The 16,277-nt window shown below is 68.3% G+C and carries 16 protein-coding genes; 8 read left to right on the top strand and 8 right to left on the bottom strand.

Going from position 1 to position 16,277, the window contains the following annotated elements; all coding sequences use genetic code 11:
- Positions 1–94 precede the first annotated feature (94 nt).
- Positions 95–1,348, top strand: a complete 1,254-nt coding sequence (gene mtr / locus JHD77_RS18765; protein ID WP_003096841.1) for a tryptophan permease — start codon at positions 95–97, stop codon at positions 1,346–1,348.
- Positions 1,349–1,372: 24 nt separating this feature from the next.
- On the opposite strand, the gene JHD77_RS18770 is transcribed toward mtr, so the two are convergent.
- Together JHD77_RS18770 and JHD77_RS18775 are read right to left on the bottom strand one after the other, a co-directional pair.
- Positions 1,373–2,047, bottom strand: coding sequence for a GNAT family N-acetyltransferase (locus tag JHD77_RS18770; RefSeq protein ID WP_196994398.1), 675 nt, complete (start codon positions 2,045–2,047; stop codon positions 1,373–1,375).
- A gap of 8 nt (positions 2,048–2,055) precedes the next feature.
- On the bottom strand, positions 2,056–2,505 hold the full coding sequence (locus JHD77_RS18775; RefSeq protein ID WP_003096834.1) for a GNAT family N-acetyltransferase: 450 nt from the start codon (positions 2,503–2,505) through the stop codon (positions 2,056–2,058).
- 127 nt (positions 2,506–2,632) lie between these two features.
- Here JHD77_RS18775 and pdxR point away from each other — a divergent pair, with 127 nt between their 5' ends.
- Complete coding sequence (gene pdxR / locus JHD77_RS18780; protein ID WP_003136388.1) at positions 2,633–4,108, top strand: MocR-like pyridoxine biosynthesis transcription factor PdxR; 1,476 nt, start codon at positions 2,633–2,635, stop codon at positions 4,106–4,108.
- A 36-nt stretch (positions 4,109–4,144) separates the two neighbouring features.
- On the top strand, positions 4,145–5,359 hold the full coding sequence (locus tag JHD77_RS18785; protein ID WP_003106317.1) for a YeeE/YedE family protein: 1,215 nt from the start codon (positions 4,145–4,147) through the stop codon (positions 5,357–5,359).
- Between the two features lie 363 nt (positions 5,360–5,722).
- On the opposite strand, the gene aspA is transcribed toward JHD77_RS18785, so the two are convergent.
- Positions 5,723–7,147, bottom strand: coding sequence for an aspartate ammonia-lyase (gene aspA, locus JHD77_RS18790; protein ID WP_003096822.1), 1,425 nt, complete (start codon positions 7,145–7,147; stop codon positions 5,723–5,725).
- A 175-nt stretch (positions 7,148–7,322) separates the two neighbouring features.
- Between aspA and JHD77_RS18795 the strand changes: the two genes are divergently transcribed.
- Positions 7,323–8,231 (top strand): LysR substrate-binding domain-containing protein, encoded by a 909-nt coding sequence (locus tag JHD77_RS18795; RefSeq protein WP_003096819.1) that lies wholly within the window; start codon positions 7,323–7,325, stop codon positions 8,229–8,231.
- A 36-nt stretch (positions 8,232–8,267) separates the two neighbouring features.
- Here JHD77_RS18795 and adhP read toward each other — a convergent pair whose 3' ends face one another.
- Positions 8,268–9,296: an alcohol dehydrogenase AdhP gene (gene adhP, locus JHD77_RS18800; RefSeq protein WP_003096816.1), complete on the bottom strand. Its 1,029-nt coding sequence runs from the start codon at positions 9,294–9,296 to the stop codon at positions 8,268–8,270.
- Positions 9,297–9,643: 347 nt separating this feature from the next.
- Here adhP and purE point away from each other — a divergent pair, with 347 nt between their 5' ends.
- The 4 genes from purE (at position 9,644) to JHD77_RS18820 (ending at position 12,218) form a co-directional block, all read left to right on the top strand.
- Positions 9,644–10,135, top strand: a complete 492-nt coding sequence (gene purE, locus JHD77_RS18805) for a 5-(carboxyamino)imidazole ribonucleotide mutase (protein WP_003106314.1) — start codon at positions 9,644–9,646, stop codon at positions 10,133–10,135.
- Positions 10,136–10,165: 30 nt separating this feature from the next.
- On the top strand, positions 10,166–11,248 hold the full coding sequence (locus JHD77_RS18810) for a 5-(carboxyamino)imidazole ribonucleotide synthase (protein WP_021263192.1): 1,083 nt from the start codon (positions 10,166–10,168) through the stop codon (positions 11,246–11,248).
- Positions 11,249–11,362: 114 nt separating this feature from the next.
- Positions 11,363–11,608: a GlsB/YeaQ/YmgE family stress response membrane protein gene (locus JHD77_RS18815; protein ID WP_003096795.1), complete on the top strand. Its 246-nt coding sequence runs from the start codon at positions 11,363–11,365 to the stop codon at positions 11,606–11,608.
- A gap of 61 nt (positions 11,609–11,669) precedes the next feature.
- Positions 11,670–12,218, top strand: a complete 549-nt coding sequence (locus JHD77_RS18820) for a DUF3299 domain-containing protein (RefSeq protein ID WP_003106310.1) — start codon at positions 11,670–11,672, stop codon at positions 12,216–12,218.
- Between the two features lie 65 nt (positions 12,219–12,283).
- On the opposite strand, the gene JHD77_RS18825 is transcribed toward JHD77_RS18820, so the two are convergent.
- From JHD77_RS18825 to soxG, 4 genes are all read right to left on the bottom strand, one after another.
- Positions 12,284–13,240 carry a D-hexose-6-phosphate mutarotase gene (locus JHD77_RS18825; protein WP_003122353.1) on the bottom strand — a complete coding sequence of 319 codons (957 nt, stop codon included), beginning with the start codon at positions 13,238–13,240 and terminating at the stop codon, positions 12,284–12,286.
- Positions 13,241–13,323: 83 nt separating this feature from the next.
- Complete coding sequence (fdhA, locus tag JHD77_RS18830) at positions 13,324–14,523, bottom strand: formaldehyde dehydrogenase, glutathione-independent (protein ID WP_003096788.1); 1,200 nt, start codon at positions 14,521–14,523, stop codon at positions 13,324–13,326.
- Positions 14,524–14,729: 206 nt separating this feature from the next.
- A complete protein-coding gene (locus tag JHD77_RS18835; protein WP_003096786.1) occupies positions 14,730–15,587 on the bottom strand; it encodes a formyltetrahydrofolate deformylase in 858 nt (285 codons plus the stop codon).
- Positions 15,588–15,636: 49 nt separating this feature from the next.
- Positions 15,637–16,272, bottom strand: a complete 636-nt coding sequence (gene soxG / locus JHD77_RS18840; protein WP_003096784.1) for a sarcosine oxidase subunit gamma — start codon at positions 16,270–16,272, stop codon at positions 15,637–15,639.
- Between the last annotated feature and the right edge of the window lie 5 nt (positions 16,273–16,277).

The following is a 16,277-nucleotide window of genomic DNA, read 5'->3' on the forward strand; positions in this document are numbered from 1 at the left end:
CCTGCCAGGGTGCGCCCGGCGCGCGCGCCGCCTAGAATGCCGCCTCTGCCCAACGGCGCGTCGCGCCGCAGGCGCTGACTATCGGGAAGTCCAGGTGTCGTCCTCTCCAGCTCAAACGCCCAGCCGCCGGCCCTCGCTGCTCGGCGGTTCGATGATCATCGCCGGCACCGCCGTCGGTGCCGGAATGTTCTCCCTGCCCATCGCCATGTCCGGCATCTGGTTCGGCTGGTCGGTGGCGGTGTTCCTGCTCACCTGGTTCTGCATGCTGCTGTCGGGGATGATGATCCTCGAGGCCAACCTCAACTACCCGGTGGGCTCGAGCTTCTCGACCATCACCCGCGACCTGCTCGGCCAGGGCTGGAATGTGGTCAACGGGCTGAGCATCGCCTTCGTCCTCTATATCCTCACCTATGCCTATATCTCCGGCGGCGGCTCGATCATCGGCTACACCCTGTCCAGCGGCCTCGGCGTGACCCTGCCGGAAAAGCTCGCCGGGCTGCTGTTCGCCCTGGCGGTGGCGCTGGTGGTGTGGTGGAGCACCCGCGCGGTGGACCGCATCACCACGCTGATGCTCGGCGGCATGATCATTACCTTCGGCCTCTCCATCAGCGGCCTGCTCGGGCGCATCCAGCCGGCGATCCTGTTCAACAGCGGCGAGCCGGACGCGGTCTACTGGCCCTACCTGCTGGCGACCCTGCCGTTCTGCCTGACTTCCTTCGGTTACCACGGCAACGTGCCGAGCCTGATGAAGTACTACGGCAAGGACCCGCAGCGGATCAGCCGTTCGCTGTGGATCGGCACCCTGATCGCCCTGGCCATCTACCTGCTGTGGCAGGCCAGCACCCTGGGCACCATCCCGCGCGAGCAGTTCAAGGGCATCATCGCCGGCGGCAGCAACGTCGGCACCCTGGTGGAATATCTGCACCGGATCACCGCGTCGGATTCGCTGAACGCGTTGCTCACCACCTTCTCCAACCTGGCGGTGGCCAGCTCCTTCCTCGGCGTGACCCTCGGCCTGTTCGACTACCTGGCCGACCTGTGCAGGTTCGACGACAGCCACTTCGGGCGCTTCAAGACCGCGTTGCTGACCTTCGTCCCACCGACCATCGGCGGGCTGCTGTTCCCCAACGGCTTCATCTACGCCATCGGTTTCGCCGGGCTGGCCGCGGCGTTCTGGGCGGTGATCGTTCCGGCGCTGATGGCGCGGGCCTCGCGCAAGCGCTTCGGCAGCCCGCTGTTCCGCGCCTGGGGCGGCACGCCGGCGATCGTGCTGGTGCTGCTGTTCGGCGTGGCCAACGCGGTCGCGCACATCCTGGCCAGCCTGCACTGGCTGCCGGAGTACCGTTGAGCGACCGGCAGTCCCTGCCAGGGGCTAGTCGCGCAGCGCCTCCAGCGTCTGCCGCTGGCGGCCTTCGGCGTCGAAGTTGGAAGGATCGAGCCAGCGCTCGAACGCCGCCTGTCGCGCCGGCCATTCGCTGTCGAGCAGGGAGAACCAGGCGGTGTCGCGGTTGCGCTGCTTGACCACCATGTGCTGGCGGAAGGTGCCTTCGTAGGTGAAGCCCAGGCGCTCGGCGGCGCGCATCGAACGGGCGTTGCCGGCATTGCACTTCCACTCCAGGCGGCGGTAGCCGAGGCGGCCGAGGGCGAGTTCGGCGAGCAGGTAGACCGCCTCGGTAGACCCCGGTGTGCGCTGCATAGGCGCGCCGAAGGCGATATGGCCGATTTCGATGACGCCATCCTTCGGCGTGATCCGCAGGTAGCTGAGCAGGCCGACGGCGTGCTGCGTGCGCCGCTCGCGCACGGCGAAGAACAGCGGGTCGCGGCTGGCCGCCTGGCCGGCCAGCCAGGCGTCGAACGCCGGGCGCTCGGCGAACGGGCCGTAGGCCAGGTATTCCCACAGCAACGGGTCGGCGCCAGGCCCTTGCAGGGCGTCCCACAGGTCGTCGCCGTGGCGTTGCGGATCGAGCGGTTCGAGCTTGACGAAGCGGCCGTCGAGCGGGGCGTGGGGTGGAGTGGCGACGGGGCGCCAGTTCAAGGGTTCGCGCATGGTGGGCCTCAGAGAATCCTGCGGTACTGAAGGAAACCGGACTTGTCGGCGATGCGCTCGTACAGCTTCATCGCGTCGCTGTTGCTCTCGTGGGTCAGCCAGTGCACCCGCGAACAGCCAGCGGCGCCGGCCTCGGCGTAGACATGCTCGATCAGCCGGCGCCCTATGCCTTCGCCGCGCAGGCCCTCGGCGACGAACAGGTCCTGCAGGTAGCAGTAGTCGCCGACGGTCCAGCAGGAGCGGTGGTAGATCCAGTGCACCAGGCCCACGGCGCGCTCGTCGAGCCAGGCGAGGGCGGCGTTCATCGGTTCGTCGGCGTCGAGGAAGCGCTGCCAGGTGGCGTCGCTGGTAGCGGCGGCGATCTCGGTCTTGTAGAAGCGCTGGTAGCCCTCCCACAGCGGCAGCCAGGCGGCGTGGTCGCCGGCGCCGACGGGACGAATCTGCAGGGACGTGCTCATGGCTCGGTTCCATGTCCGGGTAAAGGTGCCTCCAGACTAGGCCGGGAAATGGTCCGCTAGAAGATCCATTGCTGGTCAATTCCACAGGTCCAATCCACACTGGCGCTTTCTTCCCTCCGAGACCGCCATGGCCACCGTACTGCCCTTCGACGCCGCCGGCATCCACCTCGACCCCGCCCAGGGCCTGGCCCGCCAGCTCTACGCCGCGCTGCGCGAACGGATCCTCGACGGCCGCCTCGGCAGCCGCACGCGGATGCCCGCCAGCCGCGAGCTGGCCCAGGCCCTGAAGGTCTCGCGCAACACCGTGGTGCGGGCCTATGAACAGTTGCACGCCGAGGGCTATATCGACGGGCGCACAGGCGACGGCACCTACGTTGCCGAGTTGCAGGAAATCCCAGGCAGGGCCCCCGCCGTCGCCCCGAGCGCTCCCGCGCCGCGCGGCCCGGCGGCCCTGGCGCCGCCACCGGAAGGCGCGCCGCGAGCGTTCCGCGTCGGCGTGCCGGCCTTCGACCTGTTCCCCTTCGACACCTGGGCGCGGCTACAGGCGCGCTTCTGGCGCAACCCGCCGGCGGACTGCCTGGGCTACGGCGACCCGGCCGGCGAGGCGCGTCTGCGCGAGCTGATCGCCGCCTACCTGCGCAGCGCGCGCGGCCTGCGCTGCGAGGCGGAACAGGTGATCGTCACCCATGGCGCGCAGCAGGCCATCCGCCTGTGCGCCCAGGTGTTGCTCGAGAACGGCGATCCGGTGGCTGTGGAAAACCCTGGCTACCGCGCGGCGCGCCTGGCCTTCGCCGCGACCGGCGCGGTACCGCACGGGATCGACCTCGACGCCGAGGGGCTGCGCAGCGACCGGCTCGCGGGCATTGCCGGCTGCCGCCTGGCCTATGTCACGCCGTCGCACCAGTACCCCACCGGCGTCACCCTGTCGCTGGCGCGGCGCCTGGAGCTGCTGGAGTGGGCCGAGCGCGCCGACGGTTGGATCGTCGAGGACGACTACGACGGCGAGTATCGCTACAGCGGTACGCCGCTGGCGCCGCTGGCCGCGCTGGACCGACAGGGCCGGGTGCTCTACGTCGGGACCTTCTGCAAGATCGCCTTCCCGGCGTTGCGCCTGGGCTACCTGGTGGTCCCGCCGGCGCTGGTCGAGCGCTTCCGCCAGCGGCGGGCCATCGAGGTACGCCATTCGGAGGTGGGCACCCAGCGGGTCATGGCCGACTTCATCGCCGAGGGGCATTTCCAGCGCCACGTCCGCCGCATGCGCCGCGCCGCCCGCGCCCGCCGCGACGCCTTGCTGCGGGGCTGGCCAGAGGCGCCGGGTTGCCAGCCGTTGCCGGCGGTGGAGGCGGGGCTGCACCTGTGCGTGCGGGTCGACAGCCTGGCGCGGGAGCGGGCCCTAATCGCCGCGGCGGCAGCCGCCGGGGTGGAAGTCAGCGCCTTGAGCGACTACTGGATGGACGACTCCAGCGTTGCGCCAGACGACCGCGCGGGCCTGGTGCTGGGCTTCGCGGCAGTACCCGAGGCGCGTATCGACGAGGCGCTGCGGGCGTTGCGCAAGGCCTGGCGGCGGGAGGCCCTGGTTGGACCCGTCGTCGCGACTGACTAGAATGCCCCCGGATCACCCTCGCGCCCAGGAGTAGCCATGAGTGTCGCCCTTTCCGCCGCGCCCGAGCGCAAGCTCGCCGCCCCCCTGATCGCCTTCGCCCTGCTGGTGCTCGGCGGGCTGTTCCTGTTCAACGCGGTCAGCGCGCGCCAGGCCATCCTCTTCATCGTCGGCGGCGCCCTGGGCCTGACCCTCTACCACGCCGCCTTCGGCTTCACCTCCGCCTGGCGGGTATTCATCCGCGAACGGCGCGGCGCCGGGCTGCGCGCGCAGATGGTGATGCTGGCGCTGGCGGTGCTGCTGTTCTTCCCGGCGCTGGCGGCGGGCAGCCTGTTCGGCCAGCCGGTGAGCGGTTTCGTCTCGCCGGTCGGTACTTCGGTGATCGTCGGCGCCTTCATTTTCGGCATCGGCATGCAACTGGGCGGCGGCTGCGCCTCCGGCACCCTGTTCACCGTCGGCGGCGGCAACGCGCGGATGCTGGTGACCCTGCTGTTCTTCATCCTCGGCTCGCTGATCGCCACCCAGCATGTCGGCTGGTGGTTCGCCCTGCCGTCGCTGCCGCCGATCTCGCTGGTCGCCGAACTGGGCCTGGCACCGGCGCTGGTGTTGAGCCTGGCGGTGTTCATCGGCATCGCCGGGGTCACGGTACGCATGGAGAAGGCCCGCCACGGCACCCTGGAAACCCCGCCGAGCGCCGAATGGCGGGGTTGGCGGCGCTTCCTCCGCGGCCCCTGGCCGCTGGTCTGGGGCGCGTTGGCGCTGGCGCTGCTCAACTTCCTCACCCTGTACCTCGCCGGACGCCCCTGGGGCATCACGTCGGCCTTCGCCCTGTGGGGCGCGAAGATCGCCCAGGGCGTGGGCCTGGACGTCGGCGCCTGGGCCTTCTGGCAGACGCCGGCGAACGCCAAGGCGCTGGCCGCGCCGCTGTGGGAAGACATCACCAGCGTGATGGACATCGGCATCGTCCTCGGCGCGCTGCTCGCCGCCGGCCTGGCCGGACGCTTCGCGCCGAACCTGGACATCCCGCGCCGTTCGCTGGCGGCGGCGGTGATCGGCGGGCTGCTGCTCGGCTACGGCGCGCGCCTGGCCTATGGCTGCAACATCGGCGCGTATTTCAGCGGGATCGCGTCCGGCAGCCTGCATGGCTGGTTGTGGTTGGTGGCGGCGTTTGCCGGCAACAGCGTCGGGGTACGGGTATTGAGGCCCTATTTCTTCCCGGAGGAGCGGCGGGAGCAAGGGTTGACGGGGTGTTGAGAGGGGATATGCCTTCGTAGGACGTATGACGCGGACGTTATCCACAGGTGAGCGCAGCCACACAACACCTCGGCAACGGGGAAGATCTGCGGGCCGTCTTGAGCGGTGAAAAAAAGAAGGGACACCGCAGGTCGCCGTGTCCCTCAGAGTGTAGAGAGGGAAAGTTGGTATCCCTCTCGACCGGTGAGCGTGGCGCCGCGGCTGGGCCGGGGCGCCGGGTATAAAAGAAGGGATGAAGGGTATCCATCCCTAAAGGTCGAGGGGGTAGTACTCCCCCTCTACCGGTGAGCCTTCTTCGATCGGCTGCGCTGCGGCCCGGCTGCGTCGACAGCCGGACCTGGGCGCGCTCGATCTCGTATCGGATCAGGCGCGCAGCGGAATCAGGCGCGGCGCGATCATGTTTTCCGGCAGCAGGATGTCGGCCAGGGTGGCTTCGTCCAGCAGCTTTTCCTCGCGTACCAGTTCCAGGACGCCGCGGCCGCTCTCCAGGGCGGTCTTGGCGATCCGCGTGGAGTTCTCGTAGCCGATGTACGGGTTCAGCGCGGTGACCAGGCCGATGCTGTGCTCGACCAGTTCGTGGCAGCGCTCGACGTTGGCGGTGATGCCGGTGATGCAGTGTTCGCGGAGCATGTCCATGGCGCGTTGCAGCAGGCGGATCGAGTCGAAGATCTTGTAGGCGATCAGCGGCTCCATCACGTTCAGTTGCAACTGGCCGCCTTCGGCCGCCAGGGTCAGGGCGAGGTCGTTGCCGATCACTTCGAAGGCGACCTGGTTGACCGCTTCCGGGATCACCGGGTTGACCTTGCCCGGCATGATCGAACTGCCCGGCTGGCGCGGCGGCAGGTTGATCTCGTTGATGCCGGTGCGCGGGCCGCTGGAGAGCAGGCGCAGGTCGTTGCAGATCTTCGACAGCTTGACCGCGGTGCGCTTGAGCATGCCGGAGAACAGCACGAAGGCGCCCATGTCGGAGGTGGCTTCGATCAGGTCGGCGGCCGGCTTCAGCGGCTGCCCGCTGATGGCGGCCAGGCGCTCGACGGCGAGCTTCTGGTAGCCGGGGTCGGCGTTGATGCCGGTGCCGATGGCGGTGCCACCGAGGTTCACTTCGGTGAGCAGCTCCGGCGCCAGGCGACGCAGGCGGTCGAGGTCTTCGCCGAGGGTGGTGGCGAAAGCGTGGAATTCCTGGCCGAGGGTCATCGGCACGGCGTCCTGCAACTGGGTGCGGCCCATCTTCAGTACGCCGGCGAATTCGACGCCCTTGGCGGCGAAGGCCTGGATCAGGCTGTCGAGGCTGGCCAGCAGGGTGTCGTGGCCGAGCAGCAGGCCCAGGCGGATGGCGGTCGGGTAGGCGTCGTTGGTCGACTGCGCCATGTTCACATCGTTGTTCGGGTGCAGGTACTTGTACTCACCCTTGGTGTGGCCCATGGCTTCCAGCGCGATGTTCGCGATCACTTCGTTCGCGTTCATGTTGGTGGAGGTGCCGGCGCCGCCCTGGATCATGTCCACCACGAACTGCTCGTGGAAATCGCCGCGGATCAGGCGGGCGCAGGCCTCGCTGATGGCGGCGTGCTTGTCTTCCGGGAGATGGCCGAGCTGACGGTTGGCGTCGGCGGCGGCCTGCTTGACCATGGCCAGGGCAACGACCAGCTTCGGGTAGTGCGACAGCGGCACCCCGGAGAGGCGGAAGTTGTTCACGGCGCGCAGGGTCTGGATGCCGTAGTAGGCGTCAGCGGGCACTTCGAGGGTGCCGAGCAGGTCTTTCTCGATACGGGAAGATGCAACGGGGGACATGACGGGATTTGTCTCAGAGGGACACGGCCAGTGCCGCGATGCCCACTAGACTAAGGATGTGACGATTTCGTGGCCAATGCTGTTAAACGCTGCCTCATGCACAAACGGCATAATGTTGGATGTGACGCTGGTATGATGGCGGACGTGTCATCGCATTACCGGAGCCTTTCCCGTCGTGAACCTCGAACTGAAGTGGCTGGAGGATTTCATCGCCCTGGCCGGCACCCGCAGCTTTTCCCAGGCGGCGGAGAAACGCTTCGTCACCCAGCCGGCCTTCAGCCGGCGCATTCGCAGCCTGGAGGACGCCCTCGGCCTGACCCTGGTGAATCGCCAGCGCACGCCGGTGGAACTGACCGAGGCCGGGCAGCTGTTCCTGGTCACCGCGCGCAGCGTGGTCGAGCAGCTCGGCCAGGTGGTGCGCCACCTGCACCACCTGGAAGGCGGGCAGGGCGAGGTGCTGCAGTTCGCCGCCGCCCACTCGCTGGCGCTGGGCTTCTTCCCGCAGTGGATCGCGCGGCTGCGCAACGAGGGGCTGAACATCGCTAGCCGGCTGATCGCCACCAACGTCGGCGAGGCGGTGCATTCCCTGCGCGAGGGTAGCTGCGACCTGATGCTGGCGTTCTACGACCCTGACGCCGCGTTGCAGATGGACCCGGAGATCTTCCCCTCGCTGCACCTGGGGCGCACCGAGATGCTGCCGGTTTGCGCGGTGAACGCCGAGGGCCAGCCGCTGTTCGACCTGGAGAACGGCCAGAGCGTGCCGCTGCTCGCCTACAGCGCCAGCGCCTTCCTCGGCCGCGGGGTCAACCTGCTGCTGCGCCAGCGCAACCTGCGCTACACCACGGTCTACGAGACGGCGATGGCCGACAGCCTGAAGAGCATGGCGCTGCAAGGCATGGGCGTGGCCTGGGTGCCACGGCTGAGCGTGGTCAACGAACTGGAGCGCGGTGAGCTGGCGATCTGTGGCGGGCCGCAATGGTTCGTGCCGCAGGAAATCCGCCTGTACCGCTGCGCGCTGGTACGCAAGGCGGCGATCCGCCTGCTCTGGCGCAAGCTGGAAGGCGGGCTGGGCAGCGTCGAGTAGACAGGCAAGGGCGGCGCCGGGACGCCGCCCCGCAGGTCACATCTCGAGGACGATGCGCCCCTCGATCTGCCCGGCGCGCATCTGGTCGAGGATCTGGTTGATGTCGTCCAGCTTGCCCGGATGGATGGTCGCCTTGACCAGGCCTTCGCCGGCAAAGTCGAGGGCTTCCTGAAGGTCCGCGCGGGTGCCGACGATTGAGCCGGCGATGTGCAGGCCCTTGAGCACCACGTCGAAGATCGGCGTCGGGAAGTCACCCGGCGGCAGGCCGACCAGGGCGATGGTGCCGCCGCGGCGCGCCATGCCGATGGCCTGGCCGAAGGCGCTGTTGGATACCGCGGTGACCAGCACCCCGTGGGCGCCGCCGATGTCGCGCTGGAGCACCTCCACCGGGTCTTCCTGCCGGGCGTTGACCGTCAGGCTGGCACCGAGCTTGCGCGCCAGTTCCAGCTTGGCGTCGTCGATGTCGATGGCGGCGACGTGCAGGCCCATGGCCCTGGCGTACTGCACGGCGACGTGGCCGAGGCCACCGATGCCGGAGATCGCCACCCACTGGCCGGGGCGCGCGTTGGTCTGCTTGAGCCCCTTGTAGACGGTGACGCCGGCGCAGAGGATCGGCGCGATTTCAGCGAATTCGACGTTTTTCGGCAGAATTCCGACGTAGTTCGGGTCGGCCAATACGTATTCGGCATAGCCGCCGTTCACCGAGTAGCCGGTGTTCTGCTGGCTCTCGCAGAGGGTCTCCCAGCCGGTCAGGCAGTGCTCGCAGCAGCCGCAGGCGGTGTACAGCCAGGGGATGCCGACCCGGTCGCCTTCCTTCACCCGGGTCACTCCGCTGCCCACCGCGGCGACGTAGCCGACGCCTTCGTGACCGGGAATGAACGGCAACGGCGGCTTCACCGGCCAGTCGCCCTCGGCGGCGTGCAGGTCGGTGTGGCAGACGCCGGAGGCTTCGATCTTCACCAGTACCTGCCCGGGGCCGGGCAGCGGAACCTTGACTTCCTCGATCCGCAGCGGCGCGCCGTAGGCGTGCACGACCGCGGCTTTCATGGTCTGTGGCAGGGTCATGGTCATCTCCTTGGACGGGGCTGAGCGCCTGTCGCGGCGCCTTTGACGGGCACCGCGACAGGCTGCGGAACCGGCGCGGCCGCCGCTCCCTCGGAGCGCGCCGCGACAACCAGTCTGGCCGCTCGTGGCAGGCGCGCATTGAGTTGCGGCAAGTTTCCCGCCATGGCGCGAAAAAACGGGACGGACGGTAGCCCCCGGCGCGCGCCCGGCCTGCCTTTGCGGTATACTGCGCCGCCTTCGAACCGGCACTGCCCGCCGGCTCGGCCCAGTACAAGCCACGCCCCTCGACGAAGCGTGGCTTGTTGGTTTCTGACGCGCCGGACGGCGCATTTGAGAGAGGCACGACGATGAGCGCACTGGTTGGCGTGATCATGGGTTCCAAATCGGACTGGAGCACCCTCAGTCACACCGCGGACATGCTGGACAAGCTGGGCATCCCCTACGAAGTGAAGGTGGTTTCCGCCCACCGCACCCCGGACCTGCTCTTCCAGTACGCCGAGGAAGCCGAAGGCCGCGGCCTCGAAGTGATCATCGCCGGCGCTGGCGGCGCCGCCCACCTGCCGGGCATGTGCGCGGCCAAGACCCACCTGCCGGTACTCGGCGTGCCTGTACAGTCGTCGATGCTGTCGGGTGTCGACTCGCTGCTCTCCATCGTGCAGATGCCCGCCGGCGTACCGGTCGCCACCCTGGCCATCGGCAAGGCCGGCGCGGTCAACGCGGCGCTGCTCTCGGCGAGCATCCTCGGCGCCAAGCACCCGCAGTACCACGAGGCGCTGAAGCAGTTCCGCGCCAACCAGACCGAAACCGTGCTGGACAATCCCGACCCGCGCGATGCGTGAGACAGGCTCTGAGAAGGTAAGGCTCGAACCATGAAAATCGGTGTCATCGGTGGCGGCCAGCTGGGCCGCATGCTGGCCCTGGCGGGAACCCCGCTGGGCATGAACTTCGCTTTCCTCGACCCGGCGCCGGACGCCTGCGCGGCCTCCCTGGGCGAGCACATCCGCGCCGACTACGGCGACCAGGAGCACCTGCGGCAACTGGCCGACGAGGTCGACCTGGTGACCTTCGAGTTCGAGAGCGTGCCGGCGGAAACCGTGGCCTTCCTCTCCCAGTTCGTGCCGGTCTACCCGAACGCCGAGTCGCTGCGCATCGCCCGCGACCGCTGGTTCGAGAAGTCGATGTTCAAGGACCTCGGCATTCCCACTCCGGACTTCGCCGACGTCCAGTCCCAGGCCGACCTCGATGCCGCCGCAGCCGCCATCGGCCTGCCGGCGGTGCTCAAGACCCGCACCCTGGGCTACGACGGCAAGGGCCAGAAGGTCCTGCGCCAGCCGGCCGACGTGCAGGGCGCGTTCGCCGAACTGGGCAGCGTGCCGTGCATCCTCGAGGGCTTCGTGCCGTTCACCGGGGAAGTCTCGCTGGTGGCGGTGCGCGCTCGCGATGGCGAGACGCGTTTCTACCCGCTGGTGCACAACACCCACGACAGCGGCATCCTCAAGCTCTCCGTGGCCAGCAGCGCGCATCCATTGCAGGCGCTGGCCGAGGACTACGTCGGCCGCGTGCTGGCCCGGCTCGACTACGTCGGCGTGCTGGCCTTCGAGTTCTTCGAGGTGGACGGCGGCCTGAAGGCCAACGAGATCGCCCCGCGCGTGCACAACTCCGGGCACTGGACCATCGAAGGCGCCGAGTGCAGCCAGTTCGAGAACCACCTGCGCGCCGTTGCCGGCCTGCCGCTGGGCTCGACCGCCAAGGTCGGCGAGAGCGCGATGCTCAATTTCATCGGCGCGGTGCCCCCGGTGGATCAGGTGGTCGCCGTCGCCGATTGCCACCTGCATCACTACGGCAAGGCCTTCAAGAACGGCCGCAAGGTTGGCCACGCCACCCTGCGCTGTGCCGACCGGGCGACGCTGCAGGCGCGCATCGCCGAGGTCGAGGCGCTGATCGAGGCGTGAGCGATTGCCGTCCGCCCATCCTTGGGTTGGCGGGCGGCACTGAACCCAAGGCTTTTCTACACTGTCCCATGGCAGGCGCAATACATGCGCATACACCCGTAAGGAGGGACTGTCATGGGATTAATCGGAACCATCATCGTCGGACTGATCGTTGGTCTCGTTGCACGCTTTCTGAAGCCAGGTGACGACAGCATGGGCTGGATCATGACCATCCTGCTCGGCATCGGCGGTTCGCTGCTGGCCACCTACGGCGGCCAGGCGATCGGCTTCTACCAGGCTGGCCAGGCGGCCGGTTTCATCGGCGCGGTGGTCGGCGCCGTCGTACTGCTGGTCATTTACGGCCTGATCAAGAAGAATTGATGGCTCTGGCCGGCCCCCGCGGGGGCCGGCGTTTCCTCACTTCGCCGGTATTCCCGCCATCATGCGCCGCTTCCCGTTCGCCCGCCTGTTGCTGCTCGCCCTGTTGTCCTCACCCCTGGCCCACGCCGAACTGCCCGAGACCGACTGGCTGGAACTGATGCCGCCGGCTGACCGCAAGGCGCTGGAAGAAATGCCCGACATCATCCACGACACCCCGGAGGCCGCCGGCACCTTCACCAGCAAGGGGGGCCTGAAGCAGTCGGACCGGAAGATGCCGGCGGTGATGTATTCGGCCAAGACCGTCGCCAGCCTGGATGGCAAGGCGATCCGCCTCGGCGGCTACCCGGTGCCGCTGGAGAACGACGCCAAGGGCCGCGTCACCGAATTCTTCCTGGTGCCCTATCCGGGCGCCTGCATCCACGTGCCGCCGCCGCCGCCGAACCAGATCGTCCTGGTGCATTATCCACAGGGGCTGAAGCTGACCGATATCTACACCCCGCTGTGGGTCAGCGGCACGTTGAAGATCGAGCAGGTGAGCAATGACCTGGCCGATGCCGCCTACGCCATCGACAAGGCGCGGGTGAAGGTGGTGGAGGAAGCGGACCTGTAGGGCCGGCACCTGCGCAACGGTCCATGGCGGACGATGCGAGCCGCCCCGTCCGCTCGCCGACCCGCTCAGGGTCGTTTCAGCGGCTCGCTCCAGATCTGCACGCCAAAGCTTTCGCTGCGCCCGGGGGCGACCACCATGAGGTCGTCCCAGACCCGCCCGGTCTCGATGCAGAGCATCTGCTGCCAGGCGTCGTCGGCGAACTGCGAGAGACGCCGGGACTTGTCCACCCAGGGGTTCCAGACCACCGCCGAGCGCGAGTCGAGGGCGTGCAGGTGGATGCTGCGTTCCCAGCGCGGGTCCTTGATCAGCAGGTCGCGTTCGAGACCGAGGTAGATGCGGTCCAGTTCGCCCTTGACCCGTACCGCGCCGTGCTGAGTGCGTTCTTCCCAGTTCTCCAGGGTCTCGATGTAGCGCGCGCCTTCCAGGCCCTCGATGGCGATCTCGCGGCTGTCGCTGACCGCGAAGTAGGTGTGCAGTGCCTGGCTGAGCACCAGCGGCTTGCTGCCGAGGTTCTCGCTGGTGAGTCGCAGGGTCAGGCGCTCGCCGAAGCGGAACAGCATGCGCAGCGCCGCCGGGTGCGGCCAGCCGGGGAGGCCATCGGGGGCGTCGAGGCGGAAGCTGACGCAGAGGTCGCCGTCCTCCTCGGCGATGTCGTCGATTTCCCAGTCGACTGCCCGGACCAGCCCGTGGGCGGGCGCCTTCAGGCCATCTTCCACCTGGCCGCGGACTTCCTGCGGGTTGCGCTCCAGCGGACCGAACCACGGCCAGCACACCGGCACCCCGCCGCGTACCGACTGCCCGCGCCGGTAGCCGGCCTCGTCGCTGAGCCAGACCAGCGGCGGCTGTTCGTGGGGCTGGTAGCTGAGCAGTTGCGCGCCCTGCTGGGCGATCAGCGCCTCGCCATGGGCGGTGTGGATGCGCCAGCAGGCCAGGTCGTCGACCTGTACCTGTTCGACGCGGTTGATCGGGCTATCGGTGTTCATGGCGGTCTCCGGGAGGCGAATGGATGGCAGCAGTATCACCGATCCATTTTATCGCCGGCAGTTCCCCCGGATAGCGCCAACGACGACGCGGCCCGTGGGCCGCGTCGGTTGTTGCCGGAGGTTCAGGCCGCGCGGAACAGGTTGTGTGGGTCGATGACGAATTTCTTCGGCACCCCGGCGTCGAACTCGCCATAGCCTTTCGGCGCATCGTCGAGGGTGATGACTTCCACCCCGACGATGTCGGCGATCTTGATCCGGTCCCACATGATCGCCTGCATCAGCTGGCGGTTGTACTTCATCACCGGGGTCTGGCCGGTATGGAAGCTGTGCGACTTGGCCCAGCCCAGGCCGAAGCGGATGCTCAGGGCGCCGTGCTTGGCGGCCGCGTCCACCGCGCCCGGGTCTTCGGTGACGTACAGGCCGGGAATGCCGATCTTGCCGGCGACCCGGGTGATGCCCATCAGCGAGTTGAGCACGGTGGCCGGGGCTTCCTGCTGCGAGCCCGAATGGCCGTGGCCGCGCGCCTCGAAACCGACCGCATCGACCGCGCAGTCGACCTCCGGCTCGCCCAGCAGAGCGGCGATCTGTTCGTGCAGCGGGGTGTCCTTGGACAGGTCGGCGATCTCGAAGCCCTGTTTCTTGGCGTGGGCCAGGCGGGTCGGGTTGACGTCGCCGACGATCACCACCGCCGCGCCGAGCAGGCGTGCCGAGGCCGCCGCGGCCAGGCCGACCGGACCGGCGCCGGCGATGTAGACCGTGCTGCCCGGGCCGACGCCGGCGGTGACCGCGCCGTGGTAGCCGGTGGGGAGGATGTCCGAAAGGCAGGTCAGGTCGCGGATCTTCTCCATCGCCGCTTCGCGGTTGGGCAGTTTCAGCAGGTTGAAGTCGGCGTAGGGCACCAGCACGTATTCGGCCTGGCCGCCGACCCAGCCGCCCATGTCGACGTAGCCGTAGGCGCCGCCGGCCCGCGCCGGATTGACCGTCAGGCAGACGCCGGTGTGCTGTTCCTTGCAGGTACGGCAGTGGCCGCAGGCGACGTTGAACGGTACCGAGACCAGGTCGCCGATCTTCATGGTTTCCACGCCACGCCCGATCTCCACCACCTCGCCGGTGATCTCGTGGCCCAGCACCAGGCCTTCCGGCGCGGTGGTGCGGCCGCGCACCATGTGCTGGTCGGAGCCGCAGATGTTGGTGGAGACCACCCGCAGGATCACCCCGTGGTCGATCTGCCGGCCCTGCGGGTCCTGCATCTTCGGATAGGGAATGTTCTGCACCTCGACCTTGCCCGGGCCGAGATAGACCACACCACGATTGCCAGACATACGCGTTTCCTCTTTGTCGTTGTGGGTACAAATGCGCGGCGTCCACGGCCGCGTGGCTTTGCACTGGAAAGTCGTCTGTTGCGCGACAGGGCCGGAGAATGCTGGCAGCCGGCGGGCTGTCGGTGTTGCTCGGGACGCGAGGCCGTGGGAAGCGCCCCTCTCCCTGGCCCTCTTCCTTCAGCGAGGGTTGGGAAGAGAGGGCGCGCTTACAGCACCACGGTCCGATTGGCGTTGAGGAATACCCTCCGCTCGATGTGGTAGCCCACCGCCCGTGCCAGGGTCAGGCACTCGATGTCGCGGCCCTTGGCGATTAGGTCCTCGGGGTAGTGGGCGTGGTCGACCGTCTCGACGCCCTGGGCGATGATCGGCCCTTCGTCGAGGTCGTTGTTGATGTAGTGGGCGGTGGCGCCGACCAGCTTCACGCCCTTCTGGTAGGCCTGGTGGTACGGCTTGGCGCCCTTGAAGCCGGGCAGCAGGGAGTGATGGATGTTGATCGCCCAGCCGTCCAGGCGCCGGCACAGTTCCGGCGACAGCACCTGCATGTAGCGAGCGAGGATCACCAGCTCGGCGCCACTCTCTTCGAGCACCTGCCAGACCCTGGCTTCCTGGGCCGGCTTGTCGTTCGGGTCGAGCGGGAAGTGGTGGTAGGGAATGCCGTGCCAGCGCGCCAGCGGCTCCAGGTCCGGGTGATTGGAAATCACCGCCACCACGTCCATCGGCAACTGGCCGATGCGCTGGCGGTAGAGCAGGTCGTTCAGGCAGTGGTCGGCCTTGGAAACCATGATCGCCACCTGGCTGCGGTAGCCCGGCGCGGTCAGCTCGGTACGCATGCCGAACGGTGCCACCCGTTCGGCCAGTCCGGCGCGGAAGGAGGCTTCGTCGAAGCCGTCGCCGGCGCGGAACTCCACGCGGATGAAGAAGCGTTGCGCCAGGCGGTCGTCGAACGAGTGGTGCTCGGTGACGTAGCAGCGCTGCTCGAAGAGGTAGCGCGTCACCACGTCGACGGTGCCCAGCAGGCTGGGACTGTCGGCGGTGAGGATCCAGGTGTCGGGGGTACGGCTCATCGCGAGGCTCCGGGTCCGGTATCCCCTCTCGGGGAGAGGGGAAGGCTGCTCATGCCGCTACCTGCAGGCCGTATTCGGCGCTGGCGTCCTGCAACCAGAGCCAGAAGTAGTCGGCGAAGCTGCGGCGCACGACCAGCTCCCAGGTGTCCTCGCCGGTATGGCGGATCACGCATTGCGACTTGGCGAAGATGCTGCCGACCGCCTTGCCCACCGGGAAGTTGCTCGGATGCACGTCGTAGCTGGTGGATTTCATCAGCAGTTCGCGGACGTTCGCTCCGCTCAGTTCGAGCAGCGTCTGCCCGCCGCTGACGTTGACCACCGCGTAGTGCAGCTCCTCGCCCAGGGCCTGGCGCAGGCGCTGTTCGACGGCGTATTCCTCGCCGCCGGGGACGATCAGCAACCATTCGTCCGGGGCCAGCCATTGCAGCGAGGTCTCGCCGCTGGCGACCAGGGTCAGGGCCACCGGCAGTTCCAGGCCGAGGGCCTGGTGCACGGCGGCGGCGAAGGCCGGGTCGGCGGCATCGCCGCGCAGCACCAGGTGGCCGAGCAGCTTCTTCTCGCGCAGGACGATACCGGCCTTCGCGGCGGTCTTGCCGGCGAGCTTGTGCAGCTCGGCATGGTGCAGCGGCGATTCGGCGTGGACGCCGGGTTCGGGGCGTTGCTGGTAGACGTTTGCCTTGCTCATTCGTT

This window comes from Pseudomonas sp. P20, from assembly GCF_016463925.1.
Lineage (GTDB): Bacteria > Pseudomonadota > Gammaproteobacteria > Pseudomonadales > Pseudomonadaceae > Pseudomonas > Pseudomonas aeruginosa.